This window comes from Chitinophaga caseinilytica (assembly GCF_038396765.1).
GTDB classification, from domain to species: domain Bacteria; phylum Bacteroidota; class Bacteroidia; order Chitinophagales; family Chitinophagaceae; genus Chitinophaga; species Chitinophaga caseinilytica.
Map to the genome: position 1 here is coordinate 2,770,757 of NZ_CP150096.1, position 19,931 is coordinate 2,790,687.

At 54.7% G+C, this 19,931-nt stretch carries 18 protein-coding genes; 7 read left to right on the top strand and 11 right to left on the bottom strand.

Translation table 11 applies throughout. From position 1 onward, the window contains the following. Positions 1-20 precede the first annotated feature (20 nt). The 9 genes from WJU22_RS11620 to WJU22_RS11660 all read right to left on the bottom strand — a co-directional run bounded on the left by WJU22_RS11620 (position 21) and on the right by WJU22_RS11660 (position 7,713). Entirely contained in the window at positions 21-1,268 is a 1,248-nt protein-coding gene (locus WJU22_RS11620) for a sulfate adenylyltransferase subunit 1 (protein ID WP_341843403.1), read from the bottom strand. A 27-nt stretch (positions 1,269-1,295) separates the two neighbouring features. Beyond that, positions 1,296-2,201, bottom strand: a complete 906-nt coding sequence (gene cysD / locus WJU22_RS11625; RefSeq protein WP_341843404.1) for a sulfate adenylyltransferase subunit CysD — start codon at positions 2,199-2,201, stop codon at positions 1,296-1,298. Positions 2,202-2,219: 18 nt separating this feature from the next. Beyond that, positions 2,220-2,906, bottom strand: a complete 687-nt coding sequence (locus tag WJU22_RS11630) for a phosphoadenylyl-sulfate reductase (RefSeq protein WP_341843405.1) — start codon at positions 2,904-2,906, stop codon at positions 2,220-2,222. Between the two features lie 455 nt (positions 2,907-3,361). Next, complete coding sequence (locus WJU22_RS11635) at positions 3,362-3,778, bottom strand: RrF2 family transcriptional regulator (protein ID WP_109697139.1); 417 nt, start codon at positions 3,776-3,778, stop codon at positions 3,362-3,364. A gap of 81 nt (positions 3,779-3,859) precedes the next feature. Continuing rightward, entirely contained in the window at positions 3,860-4,576 is a 717-nt protein-coding gene (dapB, locus tag WJU22_RS11640) for a 4-hydroxy-tetrahydrodipicolinate reductase (RefSeq protein WP_341843406.1), read from the bottom strand. Between the two features lie 21 nt (positions 4,577-4,597). Beyond that, entirely contained in the window at positions 4,598-5,272 is a 675-nt protein-coding gene (locus WJU22_RS11645; protein WP_341843407.1) for a DUF5683 domain-containing protein, read from the bottom strand. Next, positions 5,273-6,178 carry a ParB/RepB/Spo0J family partition protein gene (locus WJU22_RS11650; RefSeq protein ID WP_341843408.1) on the bottom strand — a complete coding sequence of 302 codons (906 nt, stop codon included), beginning with the start codon at positions 6,176-6,178 and terminating at the stop codon, positions 5,273-5,275. Continuing rightward, positions 6,162-6,983, bottom strand: coding sequence for an AAA family ATPase (locus WJU22_RS11655; protein WP_341843409.1), 822 nt, complete (start codon positions 6,981-6,983; stop codon positions 6,162-6,164). Before WJU22_RS11655 ends, WJU22_RS11650 begins: the two co-directional genes overlap by 17 nt. A gap of 43 nt (positions 6,984-7,026) precedes the next feature. Beyond that, positions 7,027-7,713, bottom strand: coding sequence for a metal-dependent hydrolase (locus WJU22_RS11660; protein WP_341843410.1), 687 nt, complete (start codon positions 7,711-7,713; stop codon positions 7,027-7,029). A gap of 246 nt (positions 7,714-7,959) precedes the next feature. Between WJU22_RS11660 and WJU22_RS11665 the strand changes: the two genes are divergently transcribed. From WJU22_RS11665 to WJU22_RS11695, 7 genes are all read left to right on the top strand, one after another. Continuing rightward, a complete protein-coding gene (locus tag WJU22_RS11665) occupies positions 7,960-9,255 on the top strand; it encodes a metallophosphoesterase (RefSeq protein ID WP_341843411.1) in 1,296 nt (431 codons plus the stop codon). 19 nt (positions 9,256-9,274) lie between these two features. After that, the gene (locus WJU22_RS11670; protein WP_341843412.1) at positions 9,275-10,261 is read left to right on the top strand and encodes a hypothetical protein; all 987 of its coding nucleotides are present in this window, start codon (positions 9,275-9,277) and stop codon (positions 10,259-10,261) included. Positions 10,262-10,404: 143 nt separating this feature from the next. Then, on the top strand, positions 10,405-11,019 hold the full coding sequence (locus tag WJU22_RS11675; RefSeq protein ID WP_341843413.1) for a porin family protein: 615 nt from the start codon (positions 10,405-10,407) through the stop codon (positions 11,017-11,019). A gap of 205 nt (positions 11,020-11,224) precedes the next feature. Then, a complete protein-coding gene (gene lon, locus WJU22_RS11680; RefSeq protein ID WP_341843414.1) occupies positions 11,225-13,627 on the top strand; it encodes an endopeptidase La in 2,403 nt (800 codons plus the stop codon). Positions 13,628-13,798: 171 nt separating this feature from the next. Next, positions 13,799-14,866, top strand: a complete 1,068-nt coding sequence (porQ, locus tag WJU22_RS11685; protein ID WP_341843415.1) for a type IX secretion system protein PorQ — start codon at positions 13,799-13,801, stop codon at positions 14,864-14,866. Between the two features lie 40 nt (positions 14,867-14,906). Then, entirely contained in the window at positions 14,907-15,677 is a 771-nt protein-coding gene (locus WJU22_RS11690) for an ABC transporter ATP-binding protein (RefSeq protein WP_341843416.1), read from the top strand. 12 nt (positions 15,678-15,689) lie between these two features. Beyond that, positions 15,690-17,399: a hypothetical protein gene (locus WJU22_RS11695; protein ID WP_341843417.1), complete on the top strand. Its 1,710-nt coding sequence runs from the start codon at positions 15,690-15,692 to the stop codon at positions 17,397-17,399. Positions 17,400-17,474: 75 nt separating this feature from the next. Here WJU22_RS11695 and WJU22_RS11700 read toward each other — a convergent pair whose 3' ends face one another. Further along, a complete protein-coding gene (locus WJU22_RS11700) occupies positions 17,475-18,206 on the bottom strand; it encodes a pyridoxine 5'-phosphate synthase (RefSeq protein WP_341843418.1) in 732 nt (243 codons plus the stop codon). A gap of 149 nt (positions 18,207-18,355) precedes the next feature. Beyond that, positions 18,356-19,684, bottom strand: a complete 1,329-nt coding sequence (gene ahcY / locus WJU22_RS11705) for an adenosylhomocysteinase (RefSeq protein ID WP_341843419.1) — start codon at positions 19,682-19,684, stop codon at positions 18,356-18,358. Positions 19,685-19,931 lie beyond the last annotated feature (247 nt).

The following is a 19,931-nucleotide window of genomic DNA, read 5'->3' on the forward strand; positions in this document are numbered from 1 at the left end:
TAGTTGACAGATGGTGCGCGCTATTCGATGAAACCCACGGCCACCGTGGCGTTCGAGAACTCGTCGACGAGTATGAACGTGCCGTTGGCGGGATTGATTTCGTATTTGTCGGCGAACACGGGCTGGGCGGTTTTCAGCACGATGCGGCCGATATCGTTCAGCCCCATTTCCGTTTTCTCCTCGATGCGGTTGGTCGTCACCTCCGTTACGTTCACGATCTGCTGCACTTTGGATTTGATGCGGGTAGGACCGTGTTGCAGGAGGTAAGTCTTGCCGGGCGTGAGTTTGTTCTGGTCCATCCAGCAAATCTGCGCTTTCACTTCGCGGAGGCCTTCGGGCTGCGGTTGCCCTTCCTTCACCAGCAGGTTGCCCCGGCTGATGTCGATCTCGTCTTCCAGCGTAATGACCACGCTTTCGCCGGCATGCGCATCCTGCAGTTGCTCCCCGAATTTCTCGATGGATTTGATTTTGCTTTTTTGCTCGTTGGGGAGCGACACGATGGTGTCTCCCACCGAAAAGCTGCCGCTGGCGATCTTGCCGGCAAAACCCCGGAAGTCGTGGAACTGCTCCGTTTTGGGGCGGATCACGTACTGGATGGGGAAGCGGGCGGGATGGTTACGGTCGTTGCGGTCGAACTGGATTTCTTCCAGGAACTCCAGCAAGGGGAGCCCTTTGTACCAGCTGATCTTTTCGGTGCGCGTCACCACGTTTTCGCCGTACAGCGAGGAAATGGGGATGCATTTCACTTCCTTTCCGTCGTAGAAGGAGCCCGGCAGCAGTTGCTGGAAATCTTCCACGATCTGGTTGTAGCGCGCTTCGTCGTATTCCACGAGGTCCATCTTGTTGATGCAGACCACGAGGTGCGGGATGCGCAGCATGCAGGCGATGAAGAAGTGGCGGTAGGTTTGCTCCACGATGCCTTTGCGGGCGTCGATGAGGATGAGCGAAACCTGCGCGGTGGATGCGCCGGTCACCATGTTGCGGGTGTACTCGAAGTGCCCCGGGGTGTCGGCGATGATGTATTTGCGGTTGGGTGTGCTGAAATAGATGTGCGCCACATCAATGGTGATGCCCTGCTCGCGCTCGGCGATGAGCCCGTCCGTGAGCAGCGAAAGGTCGGTGAAATCGAGCCCCTTTCTTTTGCTGGCGGCCTGGAGGGCTTCCATTTTGTCTTGCGTGATGGATTTGGTATCGTAGAGGAGCCGCCCGATGAGGGTGCTTTTGCCGTCGTCTACACTGCCGGATGTGGTGATACGTAAAACGTCCATATGTTGCGTTGCGGTTATCGGTGATTGTTAGAAATAGCCTGCCTGTTTGCGTTTTTCCATGGCGGCTTCCGACCGTTTATCGTCGATCCGGGCGCCACGCTCGGAAATTTTCGCTGCGAGGATTTCCTCGATGATGTCTTCCAGCTTATCGGCTTCAGACAATACAGCGGCGGTGCAGGTCATATCGCCCACCGTGCGGAAGCGCACTTTCGAGCGGAAAGGAACTTCTTCTTCGGTGGTGTTGAGATAGGGCGAGAAGGGCCAGTACATACCGTCGCGCTCGATGATCTCGCGTTCGTGGGAGAAGTAGATCGAGGGGATGGCGAGTTCTTCTTCGCGGATATAATTCCATACGTCGAGCTCCGTCCAGTTGGAAATGGGGAACACGCGCACGTTTTCGCCGATGTTGATTTTGCCGTTGAGCATGTCGAACAGTTCGGGGCGTTGCATTTTGGCGTTCCACTGGCCGAATTCGTCGCGGACGGAGAAGATGCGCTCTTTTGCGCGGGCTTTTTCTTCGTCTCTGCGGGCGCCGCCGATACATGCGTCGAACTTCAGTTCTTCGATAGCATCGAGGAGGGTTACGGTTTGAAGGGCGTTGCGGGATGCGTATTTGCCGGTTTCTTCCTTCACTTTACCCTGGTTGATGGAATCCTGCACATTGCGGACGATCAGTTCGAGCCCGAGCGTTTCCACGAGCCAGTCGCGGAACTCGATGGTTTCGGGGAAGTTATGACCGGTGTCTACGTGGAGGAGGGGGAAGGGGATCTTTCCGGGATAGAAGGCTTTCTGTGCGAGGCGCACGAGTGTGATGGAGTCTTTACCGCCGGAGAAGAGGATCGCCGGGCGTTCGAATTGCGCGGCGGTTTCCCGGAGGATGTAAATCGCTTCGTCCTCGAGGGCCCTTGGAAATTGCCATTGTATGCTACTCATATCTTGCTGTTATAAGTCTTAACTGTGTAATCCGCATTCTTTTTTAGACAGCTCCCACCACCAGCGGCCGGCGCGGGGATGTTCTCCGGGCTCGATGGCGCGGGTGCAGGGCGCGCAGCCGATGGAGATGAATCCTTTGTCGTGCAGTTTGTTGTACGGCACGTTATTGTCTTTCAGATAGGCGATCATCTGCTCGTAGCTCCAGTGGATGAGGGGATTGTACTTGTACAGTCCGCGATGATCGTCCCACTCCAGCACGGGCATATCCGTCCTGTTCTCGCTCTGTTCGGCCCGCAGCCCGGTGATCCAGACTTTGGCGCCCTGGAGCGCCCTGCCCAGGGGCTCCACTTTCCGGATATGGCAACACTCCTTACGGTTCTCGACGGAATCGTAAAAACTGTTGGTGCCCTTTTCCTTCAGCAGGTTTTCCACTGCCGCGGTTTGGGGAAAATAAATATCGAACGGCTGCTTGTAACGCGCCCTGGTGACGTCCATCAGGTCGTACGTTTCCTGGAAAAGCCGGCCGGTGTCTAACGTGAAAACGCGCACCGGCAGGGCGTTGCGCCAGATGATGTCTGCCAGCACCTGGTCTTCCTGCCCAAAGGAGGTGGAAAAAACCACTGCTCCCGGAAATTCCTCCGTCAATATGCGTATTCCCGTGGCGATGTCCGTTTGCTGGGCAATGATGCCCGTTAAATCTTTCATATCCTTATCTGAGTGTCCGTTCAACAAAAATACATAAAGTCTATAAAAAATATAGACTAATTTTCGTGAAAAGGGAAGAGCCCCGTCCTGCGGAGCCCTTCGGCGACTTTTCTGGGGAACGTCATATTTGGAAATAACTCTGCGAAAGCAACGTAAGCGGGTTGGAAATCAAAAGTATACACGTTGAATAGGGTAGCTGCAAGCGCGCTGTTTCCATGACAACAGGTATACATTGACGGAGAAATATCCGTTGCAACAAAGGTACCGGGCCCCGAAACTTCTGACAATACTCACTTCTGAGTATTTTCTATGGGTTTGGGTGAAAATCCGTCCACTCAACCCGCAGAATTCCCCTCCCAATTGGTATTATCTTAGCCTGAGGCGGTTTTTGCGCCCATAAAAAAGAGGCTGTATCGCATCGATACAGCCTCTGTACTTATAACCCTGAGAATTTCTTATTCCCTTGTGAGAATATCTTTCAAAGATTTGTTTTCCAGCAATTTAAGCGTAGCGTCGCGCACTTTACTCATCACTTCATGCAGCCCGCAGATCGCTTCGTCCTTGCAATTTTCGCAGCGCTCGTAATAATTGAGGCTCACGCAGGGAAGCAGGGCGATAGGCCCGTCCAGCAGGCGGATAATGCGCGCCAGCGGAATTTCCTTGGGCGTGCGCATCAAATAATAGCCACCGCCTTTTCCCTTCTTGCTGCCTAAGATACCGGCATTCTTCAGCTCCAGCAGGATGTTCTCCAAAAACTTGATGGAGATGCTTTTTTCCGAAGCGATTTCAGAAATCAGTATAGGACCCTTATCCACATTCTCTGCCAGGTAAATCAAGGCATGGAACGCATATTGTGTTTTTTTAGACAGCATATTCCTTAGTCTCCAGTAATTTTTGCACTCTCAATTGTACAAATATAACAAAAAACGCCAGCTTTCGCGGGGAGGGGAAGATCAGAGGTTGAGGACGTCGCTCATATTGAAGATCCCTTTCTTGCCCTTCAGCCATTCTGCCGCGGTTACCGCCCCGGCGGCAAAGCCTTCCCGGGAATGGGCCGTGTGGGTAATGGTAATATCGTCGATAGTGGAATGATAATCAATGATATGTGTTCCGGCGGCGGGGTCGATCCGTTTGGAATGGATGTACAGCTGCGAGGCGTCTTGCGTGGCATCGTTCACCCAGCCTTTCTTGCCGGGCAGCTTGTCGATGATCTGCTCCGCCAGGGTGATAGCCGTGCCGGAAGGCGCGTCTTTCTTCTGGGTATGGTGGATTTCCTCCATGCGTACGGAATAGGAGGTCTGACCCGCCATGAGCTCGGCCAGCCGCTGGTTCAGCGCAAAAAAGATGTTCACGCCGATGCTGAAATTGCTGGCGTACAGGAAAGCCTGGTGCTTTTCGAGGCAGATGGCTTTCACTTCGGGCAGCTTTTCGAGCCAGCCGGTGGTGCCGCACACCACGGGAACGCCTGCTTCGAAGCATTTCAGGATGTTGTGGTAAGCGGTTTCAGGGGTGGTGAACTCAATGGCAACGTCTGCCTGGGAGAGGTTTTCCTTCTCCAGGAGGTGGCTGCTGTTGATGTCTATGCGGTGAATTACTTCGTGCCCGCGGCTGGTGGCGATGGCTTCAATGGCTTTGCCCATTTTGCCGTACCCGATGAGTGCGATTTTCATATCTGTAAGAGGATACTGTGATTATTTGAAAGAAAACCCTCCGGAGCGTTGCTGCTTCGGGTTGAGGGTGATGGTGAGCCCCACGCCGATGGTCCGTTTGTCGAACATTTTGGGCGATATGCGGATGCTCAGGTCGTTGGAGATGTCGAACTGCCTTAAATGCGCGAACACCGTGGCATCCACGATATTGAGCGCGTAGGCGGCCACGAACACGAGTACGGAATAGTCCACATACTGGCGGTAGGCGTCGCGCAGGTACGTCAGATCTGCGTCTACGTATCTTTTATACGGGTCTACCCAGTCGGGATTGTCGCGATTGGCGACGCGGGCGCGGAAAGCGCCGCGGAACTCGCGGTATTTATCCATATTGAAAAGGAAAACCCCGGTGCTGACGCCGATAGCGGCGTAAACGATGGGCACTTTCCAGTATTGGCGGTTATAGATCTGCCCCAGGCCCGGGAGCACGGCGGAGTAAAACGCTGCTTTCCTGGGGCTGTGAAGTGGCTTGTAATTGGCCACGATGCTGTCTGCCGGACTGGCATATACGGTGTCTGCGCCAACTTCTGTGGTGGTGGGCCTGCGTTTGAGCGAGTCCATTATCACACGGTTGCCGTTGGCGGTGTCCGTCTGCGCCAGGAGCCCCGAAAAGGGGAGGAGCAGCAGGCAGCAAAGCAGGAAACGGGCGCTGTTTTTCACTTACAATGATAATTTTTCCAGGATGGCGTCCAGCTCTTCGTCTGAATAGAATTCGATCTGGATGTTGCCTTTCCCGTTCTTGCCACGGGCCAGGTTGACCTTGGTGGAGAAGTGGGTCGACAGGTTGTCCTGGATTTTCTGGTAAGCCGGCGGCAGGAGGTTTTTGGCCGGTTTTTTCGCATTGGCCTTGTCGTTGGCGTTCACCTTACGGACGAGTTCTTCCGTTTGGCGGACCGACAAGCCATTTTTCATGATCTCGCCGAAAACGAACAATTGCTTGTCCACGTCTTCGATGCTGATGATCGTGCGGGCGTGGCCCATGCTGAGTTTATTGTTGCGAACGGCCACCTGGATGTCTGGTGGCAGTTTCAGCAGCCGGATGTAGTTGGTAACGGTGCTCCTTTCCTTGCCCATTCTTTCGGCTACCTGCTCCTGGGTGAGGTCGATCTCTTCCATGAGGCGTTTGTAGCTGAGGGCGATCTCGATGGCGTTGAGGTTCTCGCGTTGCAGGTTTTCCAACAGCGCCAGTTCCAGGAGCTCCTGGTCGTTGGCCTGCCTTACATACGCGGGAATATCCTTCAGTCCGGCCATTTTACTGGCGCGGAAACGGCGTTCCCCGGCGATCAGCTGGTATTTCTTGCCGATGCGGGAAACGGTTACGGGCTGAATGATGTCGTGCAGCTTGATGGATTGGCTCAGCTCCTGCAGCGCCTGCTCATCGAAATCGCGGCGGGGCTGCTTGGGGTTGATCTCGATCAAATCCAGCGCGATCCGCTCGATGCCGGTTGCCTGGGCTACCACTTGTTCGGCAAGCGCACCGGTGGTTTGCTTCAGGTCTGTGTCGATATTCTGTAACAGCGAGCGGATGCCTTTGCCCAACGCCTCTTTCTTACTCGGATTGGTCATCGTTAATTGCTAATATTTTGTCTTCTTGATTGATCTTGGTAAAGTTATGCTTCTGCAGGATTTCCTTCGCCAGGTTCAGGTAGTTGATGGCGCCGGTGCTCATGGCATCGTACATAATAACGGACTTGCCGAAGCTCGGGGCTTCGCCCAGTTTGGTATTACGATGGATGATGGTGTTGAACACGCTTTCCTCGAAGTGTTGTTTCACTTCGTCTACCACCTGATTGCTGAGGCGGAGGCGGCCGTCGTACATGGTCATGAGGATACCCTCGATCTCCAGGTCCGTATTCAGCCTGCTTTGCACGATCTTGATCGTATTGAGCAGCTTGCCCAGGCCCTCCAGCGCGAAGAACTCGCACTGTACCGGGATGATCACCGAATGGGAAGCCACCAGGGCGTTCACCGTGATCAGGCCCAGCGAAGGGGAGCAGTCTACGATAATAAAGTCGTATTCGTCCTTGACAGTGTCAATCACCTGCTTCATCACCCGTTCCCGGTTGGGATGGTTGATCAGTTCCAGCTCCGCGCCCACCAGGTCGATGTGCGAAGGCAACACTTTCAGGTTCGGCGTGTCGGATTCCAGGATCACGTCCCGGGCCTGCACGTCGTTCACCATGCAGTCGTACAGGCTCTGCTGGATATTACGCAGGTCGAAGCCCAGCCCTGTGGTACTGTTGGCCTGAGGGTCAGCGTCCACGAGCAGCGTTTTGTACTCCAGTACCGCCAGGCTGCTGGCGAGGTTGATGGCGCTGGTCGTTTTCCCCACGCCCCCTTTCTGATTGGCGATTGCGATGATTCTTGCCATTGTCTTGTCTTAAATTCCAGGTTTAATAGGATAAAATAGGATATCAGCCGATGGCATCGATGGTTTCACCGATCCCCGGCAGCAGCAGGGTCAGCCCTGCTTCTTCGAACAACTGCTGTGCGGCAGCCTTATCGATCTTGATATATCCGAATGTGTCGTAATGTACTCCAATAATGCGCTGGCATTCAATGAATTCTGCAGCGATCACGGCATCGTCTGCCCCCATCGTGAAATTGTCGCCCACCGGCAGCACCGCAAAGTCCAGCTTCGCCCACCGCGGGATCAGTTCCATATCGAACGTCAAAGCCGTATCTCCCGAATAATAGAAATTCCCCTCACCGGTCATGAACAGGAAACCCATCGGGTTGCCCCCGTAATTGCCGTCGGGCAAACCACTGGAATGATGCGCAACGGTACATTTCACCGTACCGAAGTCAAAATGCCACTTGCCGCCCGTATTCATCGGGTGCACTTTTTCATGCCCCTGCTTCTGCACCCACTCCGTCAACTCATAAGCCCCCACCACCGTGGCACCCGTGCGCTTCGCCAGCGCCATCAGGTCGGCCACATGGTCGGCATGACCATGGGAAACGAATATGTAATCCGCCTCAATACGTTCAACGTCAATGGATTTTGCCAGCTCGTTGTGCGTAATGAACGGGTCGAACACGATCTTTTTCCCCTTCACTTCCACCGCAAAACTGGAATGCCCGTAATAGGTGAATTTCATATTGCAATGATATAATAATATGACCTAATCGGACAAAAATACAACGAATCACCTAATAACGGGCCATGCTCCCTATTTATTTATTCACACCGCCGGCTGGGGAAAAATCACATTTTTTTAGGTTTTACTTTGCAATTTTTTGGTCAGATATTCGTCTTCCTTACCACGGAAGCCATCCCCATCAGCGCGATTGTGCTATTTTTACAGGATTGCTTCGATAATTAAATCATTGATCCATACGATATTATGCGAGCCGGACCCAATTTACTCTCCACCATACTCCTCGTCATCATCATGCTGGCGCTCGACGCCTACGTTTTTTACGCCCTCCGTTCCCTGATGGCCAACGCCGCCCCCAGGCTCCGAGGTGTCGTATTTACCCTTTACTGGGTGCTTTCCGCCGTGGTGATGGCCTCCATCGTCTTCTACGGCAAGATCCCCTGGGCCAAATTCATGCAGGCAAGGGCCTATTACCTCACCTTCGCCTTTTCCTTCTCCTTCTCCAAACTCATGGTCGCGCTTTTCCTCTTCATAGACGATGGCCGCCGCGCCGTGATGTGGGTCGTGGAAAAAGTCCGCTCTGCCCCGGCCGTTGCCGCCGCCGTTCAGGCCAGGGAAGAAGGCAACCGCGAAACCGAAGGCATGTCGCGCTCCCGGTTCCTCCTCAAATCAGGCTTCCTCGTTGGCGGCACCCTCATGGGCACGCTGTTGTACGGGCTTTCCAACAAATACAACTACCACGTCCGCAAACTGCGGCTGGCCTACCCGAATTTACCTTCGGCGTTCAAGGGCCTGAAAATCGTTCAGATATCCGACATCCATTCCGGCTCCTTCAACGATAAGGAAGCCGTTAAGCGCGGTGTTGAGCTCATCCAGGCGCAAAAACCTGATCTTGTGCTGTTTACGGGCGACCTGGTGAACGACCGGTCCCTCGAAATGGACGATTACCTCGACGTGTTCGACAAGATCAACGCCCCGATGGGCGTGTTTTCCACCCTCGGTAACCACGACTATGGCGATTATTACCCCTGGCCGGATTACGATAACAACCGCCGCTCGCGCCTCAAGGCTCAGAACCTCGAAACCCTCAAGGGCATCCACGCCAAAATGGGTTGGCGCCTGCTGATGAACGAAAATAAAATCCTCGAAAAAGACGGCCAGCAGATCGCACTGCTGGGCGTCGAGAACTGGAGCATGAACCCCCGGTTCCCGCGGCTCGGCGATATGAAAGCGGCGTACGAAGGCACCAGGGAAGTTCCCTTCAAAATCCTCCTGTCCCACGACCCCACGCATTGGGACGGACAGATCCGCACCGAATATCCCGATATCGACCTCATGCTCGCCGGCCATACGCACGGCATGCAGTTCGGCGTCGAAATCCCGTTCTTCAAATGGAGCCCGGCGCAATACATCTACCGGCAATGGGCGGGTCTGTACGAAGAAGGCAAGCAACGGCTGTATGTGAACAGGGGCTTCGGTTTCCTGGGATATCCCGGCCGCGTGGGCATCCTTCCGGAGATCACCGTGATCGAACTCGTATAAGTTCTGTAATTTGCGGGCGATGAAAAACCTCGTCGCCCTTATCCTCATTTTTACGCTGCCGGTTTCGTTCGCCCGGGCGCAAAGTCTCGCCGAACTGGAAAGACAGCTGGATTCGCTGTTGGACAGCCGTTATAAAAGCGAGGTGACCCTGGCAGTGGGGTTCGGCAACAACCCCGCGTACGGCGGTAAAGCGGCGGACGCTTTCCGGCCCATAGACATGAAGCCTTTCCTTTCCCCTTCTGTCACCTACACGCATAAAAGCGGTCTGTTCGCCAACGCAGCGGCGTATTACCTGCTGAGCGGCGGCAACAAGCCCTGGTTCGAATTCGACCTGGGTGGCGGGTACGACTACACGCGCAACCGCGATTTGATGACGGGGATTTCCTACACGCGATATATGTACGCCGATAGCTCCGACGTTCCGCAAACGCCCATCAAAAACGAATTGTACGCCTATTTCATTTACCGCAAATGGTGGCTGCAACCCGGTCTGAGCCTCGATTTCGGCTGGGGGAGCCTCAAGCGGGAAGAGGCATCGGTAACCACCCGGGAACACGGGAACGATTTCAACGTGATCGTGGACGTTCGCCATCCGTTTTTGTATATGGATGTGCTGACGGCGGATGATGGCCTGCTGATCATGCCCATCGCGGGATTGACGACCGGCACCGCGAAATATTTTTCGAGCATGAGAAGCTTTCGGTACGCGACGCGGGGGAATGCCATCAAAAAATTCAGCGAAAAGAAGAACAATGGCCGTGGGAACGGGAATGGTAATGGAAACGGCAACGGCGGTGGACAGGGAGCGCCGGTTGCGGAGGCTACGGAAACCATTTTATCCGACGGAAGCGCGTTCAAGCCGCGGGCGGTGGACCTGGGGCTGCGGGTGTCTTACATCATCGGCAAGTTTGCGATATCCCCATCTTTCACTTTGTTCAAAATGTTGCAGGGCCCGGACACTTCCGTATCCGGATACTTTACTGCCAACGTGAGCGTTACATTCTGAAAACTGATCGAGTGCTCTTTTAGCATGGAATTTGCAACGAGCGTAGGGGTTGCAGGCCCGGGGTTCGTCTGTATGGACGGAAGTGGTTCGCAATCAAGCCCATCAAGATAAATTAGCTGCTTAACACTAAACAAATATCGAATATGAAAAAACTGTTTTTGGCCCTTGTTGTAATCTCCGGCCTGACCGTATCCTCCGCAAAAGCCCAGAAAATGATCCGTTTCGGTTTCAAAGGCGGCGCCAACCTGGGGAAGATCGACGGAACGGGGTATGACGACGCCTTCAAACTCGGGTGGCACCTGGGCGGTTTCGCGCAGATCAACCTGGTGAAAGGTTTCGGCATCCAGCCCGAACTGATCTATTCCAGCTCCAAAACCGAAGTTAAGAACACCGGCGAATTCCAAACCGAATACGAACTGAACCAGGTAAAAGAGAATAAGCCGAAATTGGATTATCTTTCCATTCCGGTGCTCGCCAACATCGACCTGGGCTCTCCCCGCTTCAAACTGCAGGTAGGCCCCCAGTTCAGCATCATGACGAGCAAGAAAAGGAACGTGTTCCAGGAAGGAAAGGAAGCATTTAAAGGCGGTGACTTCGGCGCTGTTGGCGGCCTCTGGCTCCAGCTCCCTATCGTGAACATCAGCGCCCGCTACGTGATCGGCCTGTCCAACGTCAACGACATTACTTTCGCCAACGGTACCAATCCCGAAAAGTGGAAGAATCAATCTATTCAACTGGGCGTAGGTATTACTCTCTAAGTTTTACCTACAACTGAGCGATGACCGCTTCCGGAAACGGGGCGGTCTTTTTTTGCCCCGGGCAACCCCCGGCCGCCTTCCCGCGTTTCCTATTTTGGCATGCCCACAGCAATGGCACTAAAGTTGACTATATAGGCTTGTTCTATTTTCAGGGACTTTTGCAGGAGGGATCCTGCCATTCTGTCCCGATACTTAAAACTGACAGATGAATACATTTTTCTTGGGCAATACAGAGGAAGAGATGGAGTTTATGCCCATCATTCCGCTTAATGAAGACGGAGAAGGGCAGGAAGAAGACCTAATTCCCGAAGAACTGGCACTTTTACCCCTCCGCAATACCGTACTGTTCCCCGGCGTGGTGCTCCCCATCACCGTTGGGCGCGACAAGTCGATCAAGGCGGTGAACGATGCGTACAAGACTGACAAAATGATCGGTGTAGTCGCACAAAAAGACAGCAATGTCGAAGAACCTGCGGTGACAGACCTCAACGAAGTGGGGACGGTCGCCAAAATCGTGAAGCTCATCAAAATGCCCGATGGCGGCACCACCATCATCATCCAGGGCCGGAAACGCTTCCGTATCAAGGAAATCGTGACGGAAGACCCCTATTTCAAGGCGAAATACGACATCCTCAGCGATGAAGTGGAAGAAGGCGATTCGGAGTTCGACGCCTATGTTTCTTCCATCAAAGACCTGGCGGGGCAGATCATCGCCCTCAGCCCGCACCTCCCGTCGGAAGCCAGCATCATCCTCAAAAACATCGAGAACGCGCCTTTCCTCATCCACTTCGTGTCCAGCAACCTGAACAGCGACGTGAAGGAAAAGCAGCGCATCCTCGAGATCAGCAACCTCCGCCAGCGTGCGGAAGTGCTCATGAAGCTCCTGCAGCTGGAATTGCAGCTCGCGGAACTGAAAAACAAGATCAATAACAAAACCAAGCAGGACCTCGACAAGCAGCAGCGGGACTACTTCCTCCAGCAACAGATGAAATCCATCAAGGAAGAACTGGGCGGAGACAGTAACGATCGCGAGATCAAGGAAATGATCCGCAAGTCGGAAGCCAAGAAATGGCCCGATGCCGCGCGCGACCTGTTCACCAAAGGCATCGAGAAGCTGGAGCGCATGCATCCCAGCACGCCCGATTACTCCGTGGTGTACAATCACCTCGACCTGATGCTCGACCTGCCCTGGCAGGATTATACCAAAGACAGTTACGACCTGAAGAAGGCCAAGAAAGTGCTCGATCATGATCATTACGGGATGGACCGGATCAAAGACCGCATCCTCGAATACCTGGCCGTGCTGAAACTGAAAGGCGACATGAAATCGCCGATCCTTTGTTTCGTGGGCCCTCCGGGCATCGGTAAAACCTCGCTGGGGCGCTCCATCGCCAATGCGATCGGCCGTAAGTACGCGCGCCTCAGCCTCGGCGGGCTGCACGACGAAAGCGAGATCCGCGGTCACCGTAAAACCTACATCGGCGCCATGGCCGGCCGTATCCTGCAAACGATCCGTAAAGTGAAATCCTCCAACCCGGTGATGATCCTCGACGAGATCGACAAAATCGGCAACGACTTTCGCGGCGATCCGGCTTCGGCGCTGCTCGAAGTGCTCGATCCCGAACAGAACAGCACCTTCTACGATAATTACCTGGAGCTGGAATACGACCTGAGCAAAGTACTGTTCATCGCTACGGCCAACAACCTCGGCGCTATTCCGCACGCCCTGCGCGACCGCCTGGAGATCATCGACCTGAGCGGTTACTCCATCGAGGAGAAAGTGGAGATCGCCAAGCGCCACCTCCTGCCGAAACAAAAGGAAATGCACGGGCTCGATAACGTGAAGTTATCGTTCGCCAATAAAGTGATCGAAAAAGTAATCGCCAATTATACCCGCGAAAGCGGCGTCCGCGAGCTGGACCGCCAGTTTGCGGCCATCATGCGCTCCCTCGCCAAAGACGTGGCACTCGGCAAAACGCCGAAAGAGGCCGTATCCGAAGAAAGGATCGCGCAGGCGCTGGGCAAGCCGAAGTACAACAATGAAATGTACAAAACGGGCAATCCTCCCGGCGTGGCCGTGGGCCTGGCCTGGACGTACGTGGGAGGAGACATCCTCTTCATCGAGTCCAGCCTCTCGGACGGGAAGGGCGAGCTGAAGCTGACCGGTAACTTGGGCAATGTGATGAAAGAATCGGCCGTTACGGCGCTCAGCTGGCTGCAGGCCAACGCGCTGAATTTCAAGATCGATCCGAAAGTGTTCCAGCAAAAGACCATCCACATCCACGTTCCGGAAGGAGCGGTGCCGAAAGATGGGCCCAGTGCGGGCGTTACCATGCTTACGGCGCTGGCCTCGGTGTATACCGGCCGTCGCGTAAAGCCGTACCTGGCCATGACGGGCGAGATTACGCTCCGCGGACAGGTGTTGCCCGTGGGCGGTATCAAGGAAAAAATCCTCGCCGCCAAGCGCGCCGGCATCAAGGAGATCATCCTTTGCTGGCAGAACGAAAAAGATATCCAGGACATCAACCCCGACTATATCAAGGGGCTGAAGTTCCATTATGTGCGCGAAATGAACCAAGTGCTCGAATCTGCGTTATTAAAGAGGTAGGACGCACGGTCCGTTACTCCTGACGCAACCGTGCCACCAAGTTCACTTGAAAAAGTGAGCGCATGTTGATTGTTTAAGGGTTTGAATAGAGCCATCCATGAAGGGTGGCTTTATTCTTTTTTGTTCGGTCCAAGTTGTAACTTAACGGCCGTAATCCTTTGCCATTTCCCTGTGAAGATCCGGTTCCTCCTCATATGGTTGTTCCTGCCGTTTGCCGCCGCCGCCCAGTTGCTGGGAGGGCGGAGCTCGTACGCATTCCTGGAACTGCCGCCCTCGCCGCAGATCACCGCGCTGGGAGGCGCCAACGTGGCCATCCAGGGGAATGACGTGAGCACGGCGCTACTCAACCCCTCGCTGCTCCGGCCGGAAATGGGCGGGCAATTGCAGGTGAACATGGCCGGGTACAACGGTGGCATCAAATATGGGCACGCCGCTTTTGGCGCGTATGCTCCTAAAATGCAGACTTCCTTCGCGGCAAGCCTTCAGTACGTGGGGTACGGGCAGATGCAGCATACCGACGTGACCGGGAATGTAATGGGGACCTTCCGGCCGGTGGATTTTTCCTTCCAGCTGACCGCCTCCCGCCGCTACCTCGAAAAATGGTATTACGGCCTCACGGTGAAATACATCCGCTCCAGATATTTCGACTACAGCTCCACCGGCCTCGCGGCCGATGTCGGCATCACGTTCACCGATTCCGCACGCGGTTGGCAGGCGGGGCTCGTGGCCATGAATATGGGCACGCAGTTCACCAAATACGCGTCCGACGAAAACGCGACCCTGCCTTTCGACCTCCAGGTCGGGATTTCGAAGCAACTCGCGCATGTGCCGATCCAGCTGTCGGCCACCATCCATCATCTCCACCAGTTCGATATCCGCTACAGCGGCCCCGACCTGCGCAACGATATCCGCATCGAGAACGGCGATACCCTGCGCACGGGCGGATATGGAATCGACAACCTTTTCCGGCATTTCGTGCTCGCTGCGCAATGGAACATCGGGAAATACCTGGAAATCACCGGCGGCTACAATCATTTGCGGCGGCAGGAACTTTCGCTGCCGGAGCGCCGGGGCATGAGCGGCTTTTCGCTGGGCGTGGGCGTGGTGGTGAAGAAGTTCCAGCTGCGGTATGCGAGAAGCTGGTACCAGCGGGCGGTGGGCTTTCATCACATCGGTTGCAGTATTCCTTTGCAACAATGGGCAGGAATCGGTATTTTCGATGGGCGCGCGGGACGTTGACCCGGATTATCCCGCCGCATTATCTTTCATCAACATGCATATGCAACCAGTTATCGCCATACGGCATTTAAACAAGCATTTCGGAAAGAAACAGGTATTGATGGACATCAACCTGGAAGTTCGTCCGGGTGAAGTGATCGGCTACATCGGCCCCAACGGTGCCGGTAAATCCACCACCGTGAAAATCCTCATCGGGCTGTTGGGCGATTATGAAGGCGATGTGAGCGTGATGGGGCACGACCTGCGCGAGAACACCCTCGCCGTCAAAGCCCTCACCGGATACGTGCCCGAAAACGCGGAGATCTATGAAGTACTCACGCCCATGGAATACCTGTCGTTCACCGGCAAACTGTACGGGCTTGATGAAGATACCATCGCAGAGCGCGCCCAGCGCATGCTCCAGGCGTTCGGGCTGCTGGAGAACAAAGACCAGCGCATGGATACGTTCTCCAAAGGCATGCGCCAGAAAGTCCTCATCATTTCCGGCCTGCTCCACAATCCGCAGATCGTCATCCTCGACGAGCCGCTTTCCGGGCTGGACGCCAACGCCGTGATCATCGTGAAGGAAATCATCACCCTGCTCAAAAAAGAGAATAAAACCATTTTCTATTGCTCGCATATGATGGACGTGGTGGAGAAAGTGGCAGACCGCATCGTGCTGATAGACGAAGGCCGCATCGTGGCCGACGGCACTTTCCGGGAATTGCAGCAATCCGGCACCGAAACCCTTGAGCAGGTGTTTGCCCGGCTCACCGGCAAGCAGCGCCTCAGCGAACAGGCGGATCAGTTCATCAACGCCCTCGGCCAATAAATTACCGCGCCCATGAATAAAATAATGCTGGCGATGGTATCGCTTTTCAACCCGCTGTGGCGCATGCTGGGAGTTGACGTGATGCAACTCCGCACTATCCTCGACACCAAGCTGCGCATAGACGACCGCCGGCCCAACGTTTACAACCGCGGCTCGCGGCAGGGCTCAACGAAGCCGGTGCGCAACAGCGCCATTCTCACGATGGTGCTGTCGTTTTTCATCGGGATGATCTATCTGTCGGTTTTTACGGTGGGAACGGATATCCGGCTGCAAACGTTCCTCTGGTTTTCCGCGTACCTGCTCACGATGTGCATCACGCTCATCACTGATTTTTCGTACGTGCTGATCGACCCGCGTGACAATTACATCCTGCTGCCGCGGCCCGTGAGCGATCGCACGCTGGTAGTAAGCCGGCTGTTGCACATTGCGCTGCATATTTCGAAGCTCGCGGTGCCGATGGGCTTATCGCCCTTCCTGTATATCTGTTATTTCTTCGGCGTGCTGCCGGGGCTGTGGTTTGCGCTGCTGGCGCTCATGCTGACTTTCCTGGCGATATTCCTCATCAATCTGGCCTATTTGCTGGTGCTGCGGATCACCTCGGCCGAAAGGTTCAAGGAAGTGATCAACTCCATGCAGATCGTGTTTTCCATCGTGATGTTCGGCGTGTACTTCCTGGGGCCGCGGGTGTTGCGGAACATCCAGGTGGAGGGCGTGTTCAGGAGCGAAGATTTTCCCTGGCTGCCCTTTGCGCCTACCTGGTGGTTTGCGGGATCGTTCAGCTGGCTGGTAGACGGATGGCGGGCGAACACCGCGCTCAGTATCACTTTGGCCTTCCTGACGCCTATGGTGTGCCTTTGGGTGGTAGTGCGGTTCCTGGCGCCGAGCTTCAACCGGAAGATCGCGGGAATGGGCGCCAGCGACCCCGCGCCGCCGGTCGTGAAAACGGTTAAAGCCGTAGACGGGAAGGAGCCGTTTTACAGGAAAATGTCGCGCCTCTTCGCCAAAGACGGGCAGGAACAATTGTCGTTCGAGCTGGTATGGCTGCTGACGGCGCGCACGCGCGAATTCAAGCTGAAAGTATATCCTTCGATCGCGTATGTGTTCGTCATCACCGTGGGGATTGTTTTCTTCTCCGACCGCGGATCGTTCCAGCAGAAATGGGGGCAGATACGGGATACGCCGATTTATCTGTTCCTCATCTACATGAGTAGTTTCATTTTCATTACCGCTATTTCCCAATTGGTATATTCCGAAAAATACAAGGCTGCCTGGGTGTATTTTACTTCGCCGCTGGAGGCGCCGGGGCCCATTCTCGTGGGCGCCTGGAAAGCCGCGCTGGTGAAGTTTTTGCTGCCGGTATATGCGGGCGTTTCCGTGTTCGCCGCGGCGATCTGGGGCCTGAAGATCCTGCCAGACCTCATCCTGGGTTTCATCAACGTATTGGTGATCAGCTTGCTGTATGCGCTCATCGTGCTGCGGGAGCTGCCGTTTTCCGCGGCGCCCGATCTGGCGGGAAGTTCCGGGAAACTGATGCGTAATTTATTGGTGATGACCATTCCCGGGATCATCGGCCTGGCGCATTTCCTGCTGGGGTTTGTGGGGAAGGAGACGCCGGTGCTGTATTTCGGCAGCGTGGCGCTTTTTGCGGCGATATCTGCCGCCATATTTTACCTGCTGTACGGTTCTTACCGGAAATCGGGTTGGAAAGACGTAAAAAGCTGACGGGCGGCCGTCAGCTTTCTGGATATTGTTGCAGGCAGTGCGTGGGCGCTGCCTGTTTTCGTTGATGGGAGGGGGTTAGTCCTGCAATTGCCGTTTGTACAGCTGGATGGTGTTTTCCAGTCCGAAGTACAGCGCGTCGCAAACGAGGGCGTGGCCGATGGACACTTCTTTCAGTTGCGGGATGTGCAGTTTGAAGAAGCGGAGGTTATCGAGGTTGAGATCGTGACCGGCGTTGATGTCTAGCCCGATTTCGGTGGCGGCGCGGGCCGTGTCTTTATAATCGTTGAAGAGCCTGAAATTCTGCGGTTGCGTGCGGGCATTGGCGTATTCTTCCGCGTAAGGGCCGGTGTACAGCTCGATGCGGTCTGCACCGGCGGATTTGGCGCCTTCCACTTTGCTGACGTCTGCGTTGAGAAAGATGGAAACCCGGATGCCGGCGGCTTTGAGGGTGCCGATGACGTCTTTGAGGAACGACTGGTAAGTGACGGTGTCCCACCCGTTATTGGAAGTGAGGACGCCCGGCGGATCGGGGACGAGGGTGCATTGATGGGGTTTTACGTCCAGCACGAGGTCCATGAAATCGGGGGCGGGGTAGCCTTCGATGTTGAATTCGGTGGTGACGAGCGGTTTCAGGTCGCGGACGTCCTGGTAACGGATGTGGCGCTCGTCTGGCCGCGGGTGAACAGTGATCCCGTCTGCGCCGAATGCTTCGCAATCCTGCGCTACTTTCAAAATATCCGGAAGATTGCCGCCGCGGGCATTGCGCAGCGTCGCAAACTTGTTGATGTTAACACTCAGCTTAGTCATGCCGCAAAATTACGATTTATAGGGGAGGAACGCGGCGAAGTGCGGGATAAAAATGACGAGCGTAACTGGCGGGGTGATGAGGGGTGTTGGTGGAATAAAAAAAGCAGCCCCCTTGCGGAGGCTGCTTCGTGATATCGGTAAAACCGCTGTTAGTAGCGATAGTATTCCGGTTTGAAGGGACCTGCGACGGGAATGCCGAGGTATTCGGATTGAACGGTGGTGAGCTCGTCCAGTTCCACACCGATTTTTTTCAGGTGGAGGCGGGCAACCTTCTCGTCGAGGTGCTTGGGAAGAACGTACACCTTGTTTTCGTATTTCTCGGTGTTCGTCCACAGCTCCAGCTGGGCGAGGGTTTGGTTGGTGAAGGAGTTCGACATAACGAAAGACGGGTGACCGGTGGCGCAGCCCAGGTTCACGAGGCGGCCTTCGGCGAGGAGGATGATATCTTTCCCGTCGATGGTGTATTTGTCTACCTGCGGTTTGATCACCACTTTGGTATTGCCGTAGTTCTTGTTCAGCCAGGCAACGTCGATCTCGATGTCGAAGTGGCCGATATTGCAGACGATGGTTTTGTCTTTCATGGCTTTGAAGTGCTCGCCGGTGATGATATCGCGGCAACCGGTGGTGGTTACGATGATATCGGCTTCTTTCACGGCGTCAGCCATTTTTTTCACTTCATAACCTTCCATAGCGGCCTGGAGGGCGCAGATGGGGTCGATTTCGGTAACGATCACGCGGGCGCCTGCACCGGAGAGGGATTCTGCGGAGCCTTTGCCTACATCGCCAAAACCAGCCACAACAGCCACTTTACCGGCGATCATCACGTCTGTAGCGCGACGGATCGCATCTACGCAGGATTCGCGGCAGCCATATTTGTTATCGAATTTGGATTTGGTAACGGAGTCGTTGATATTGATGGCGGGCATGGGCAGGGTGCCTGCTTTCATGCGCTCGTACAGGCGGTGAACACCGGTGGTGGTTTCTTCGCTGAGGCCCTTGATGTGCTGGATCAGCTCGGGATATACGTCGAACACCATGTTGGTGAGGTCGCCACCGTCGTCGAGGATCATGTTCAGGGGGCGGTCGGTAGAGCCGAAGAACAGCGTCTGCTCGATGCACCAGTTGAATTCTTCTTCGTTCATCCCTTTCCAGGCGTAAACCGGGATACCGGCGGCAGCGATGGCGGCGGCGGCATGGTCTTGCGTGGAGAAGATGTTGCAGGAAGACCATTGCACTTCAGCGCCGAGGGCTACGAGGGTCTCGATCAGCACGGCCGTTTGAATGGTCATATGCAGGCAGCCGGCGATGCGGGCGCCTTTGAGAGGCTGGGTTTTACCGTATTCTTCCCGCAGGGCCATGAGGCCGGGCATTTCAGCTTCCGCTAACTGGATTTCCTTGCGACCCCAATCAGCCAGTGACATATCTGCGACTTTGTACTTGAGGCTCAAATCAATCTTGGATTTCGTTATCGTTGACATTCCAATAATTTTTTGCAAATCTACCTTTATTTTACCTATTCCCATAAACTAAAATCCCCTCATATCTGCATCAGTTTGAATGGTTATTTACCTGCTTTTCGTAATTATATATAGATAAATAAGTATAATTATTACTTGTTTTAATATTATAATTATTATACATTTGCTTCGATAGGTGGATTCCGTCCAGTTATCAGTTCAGTATCCGGAGTCATTGAAGTAGGAGCGTGGCGCCTTCCCAGGGGCG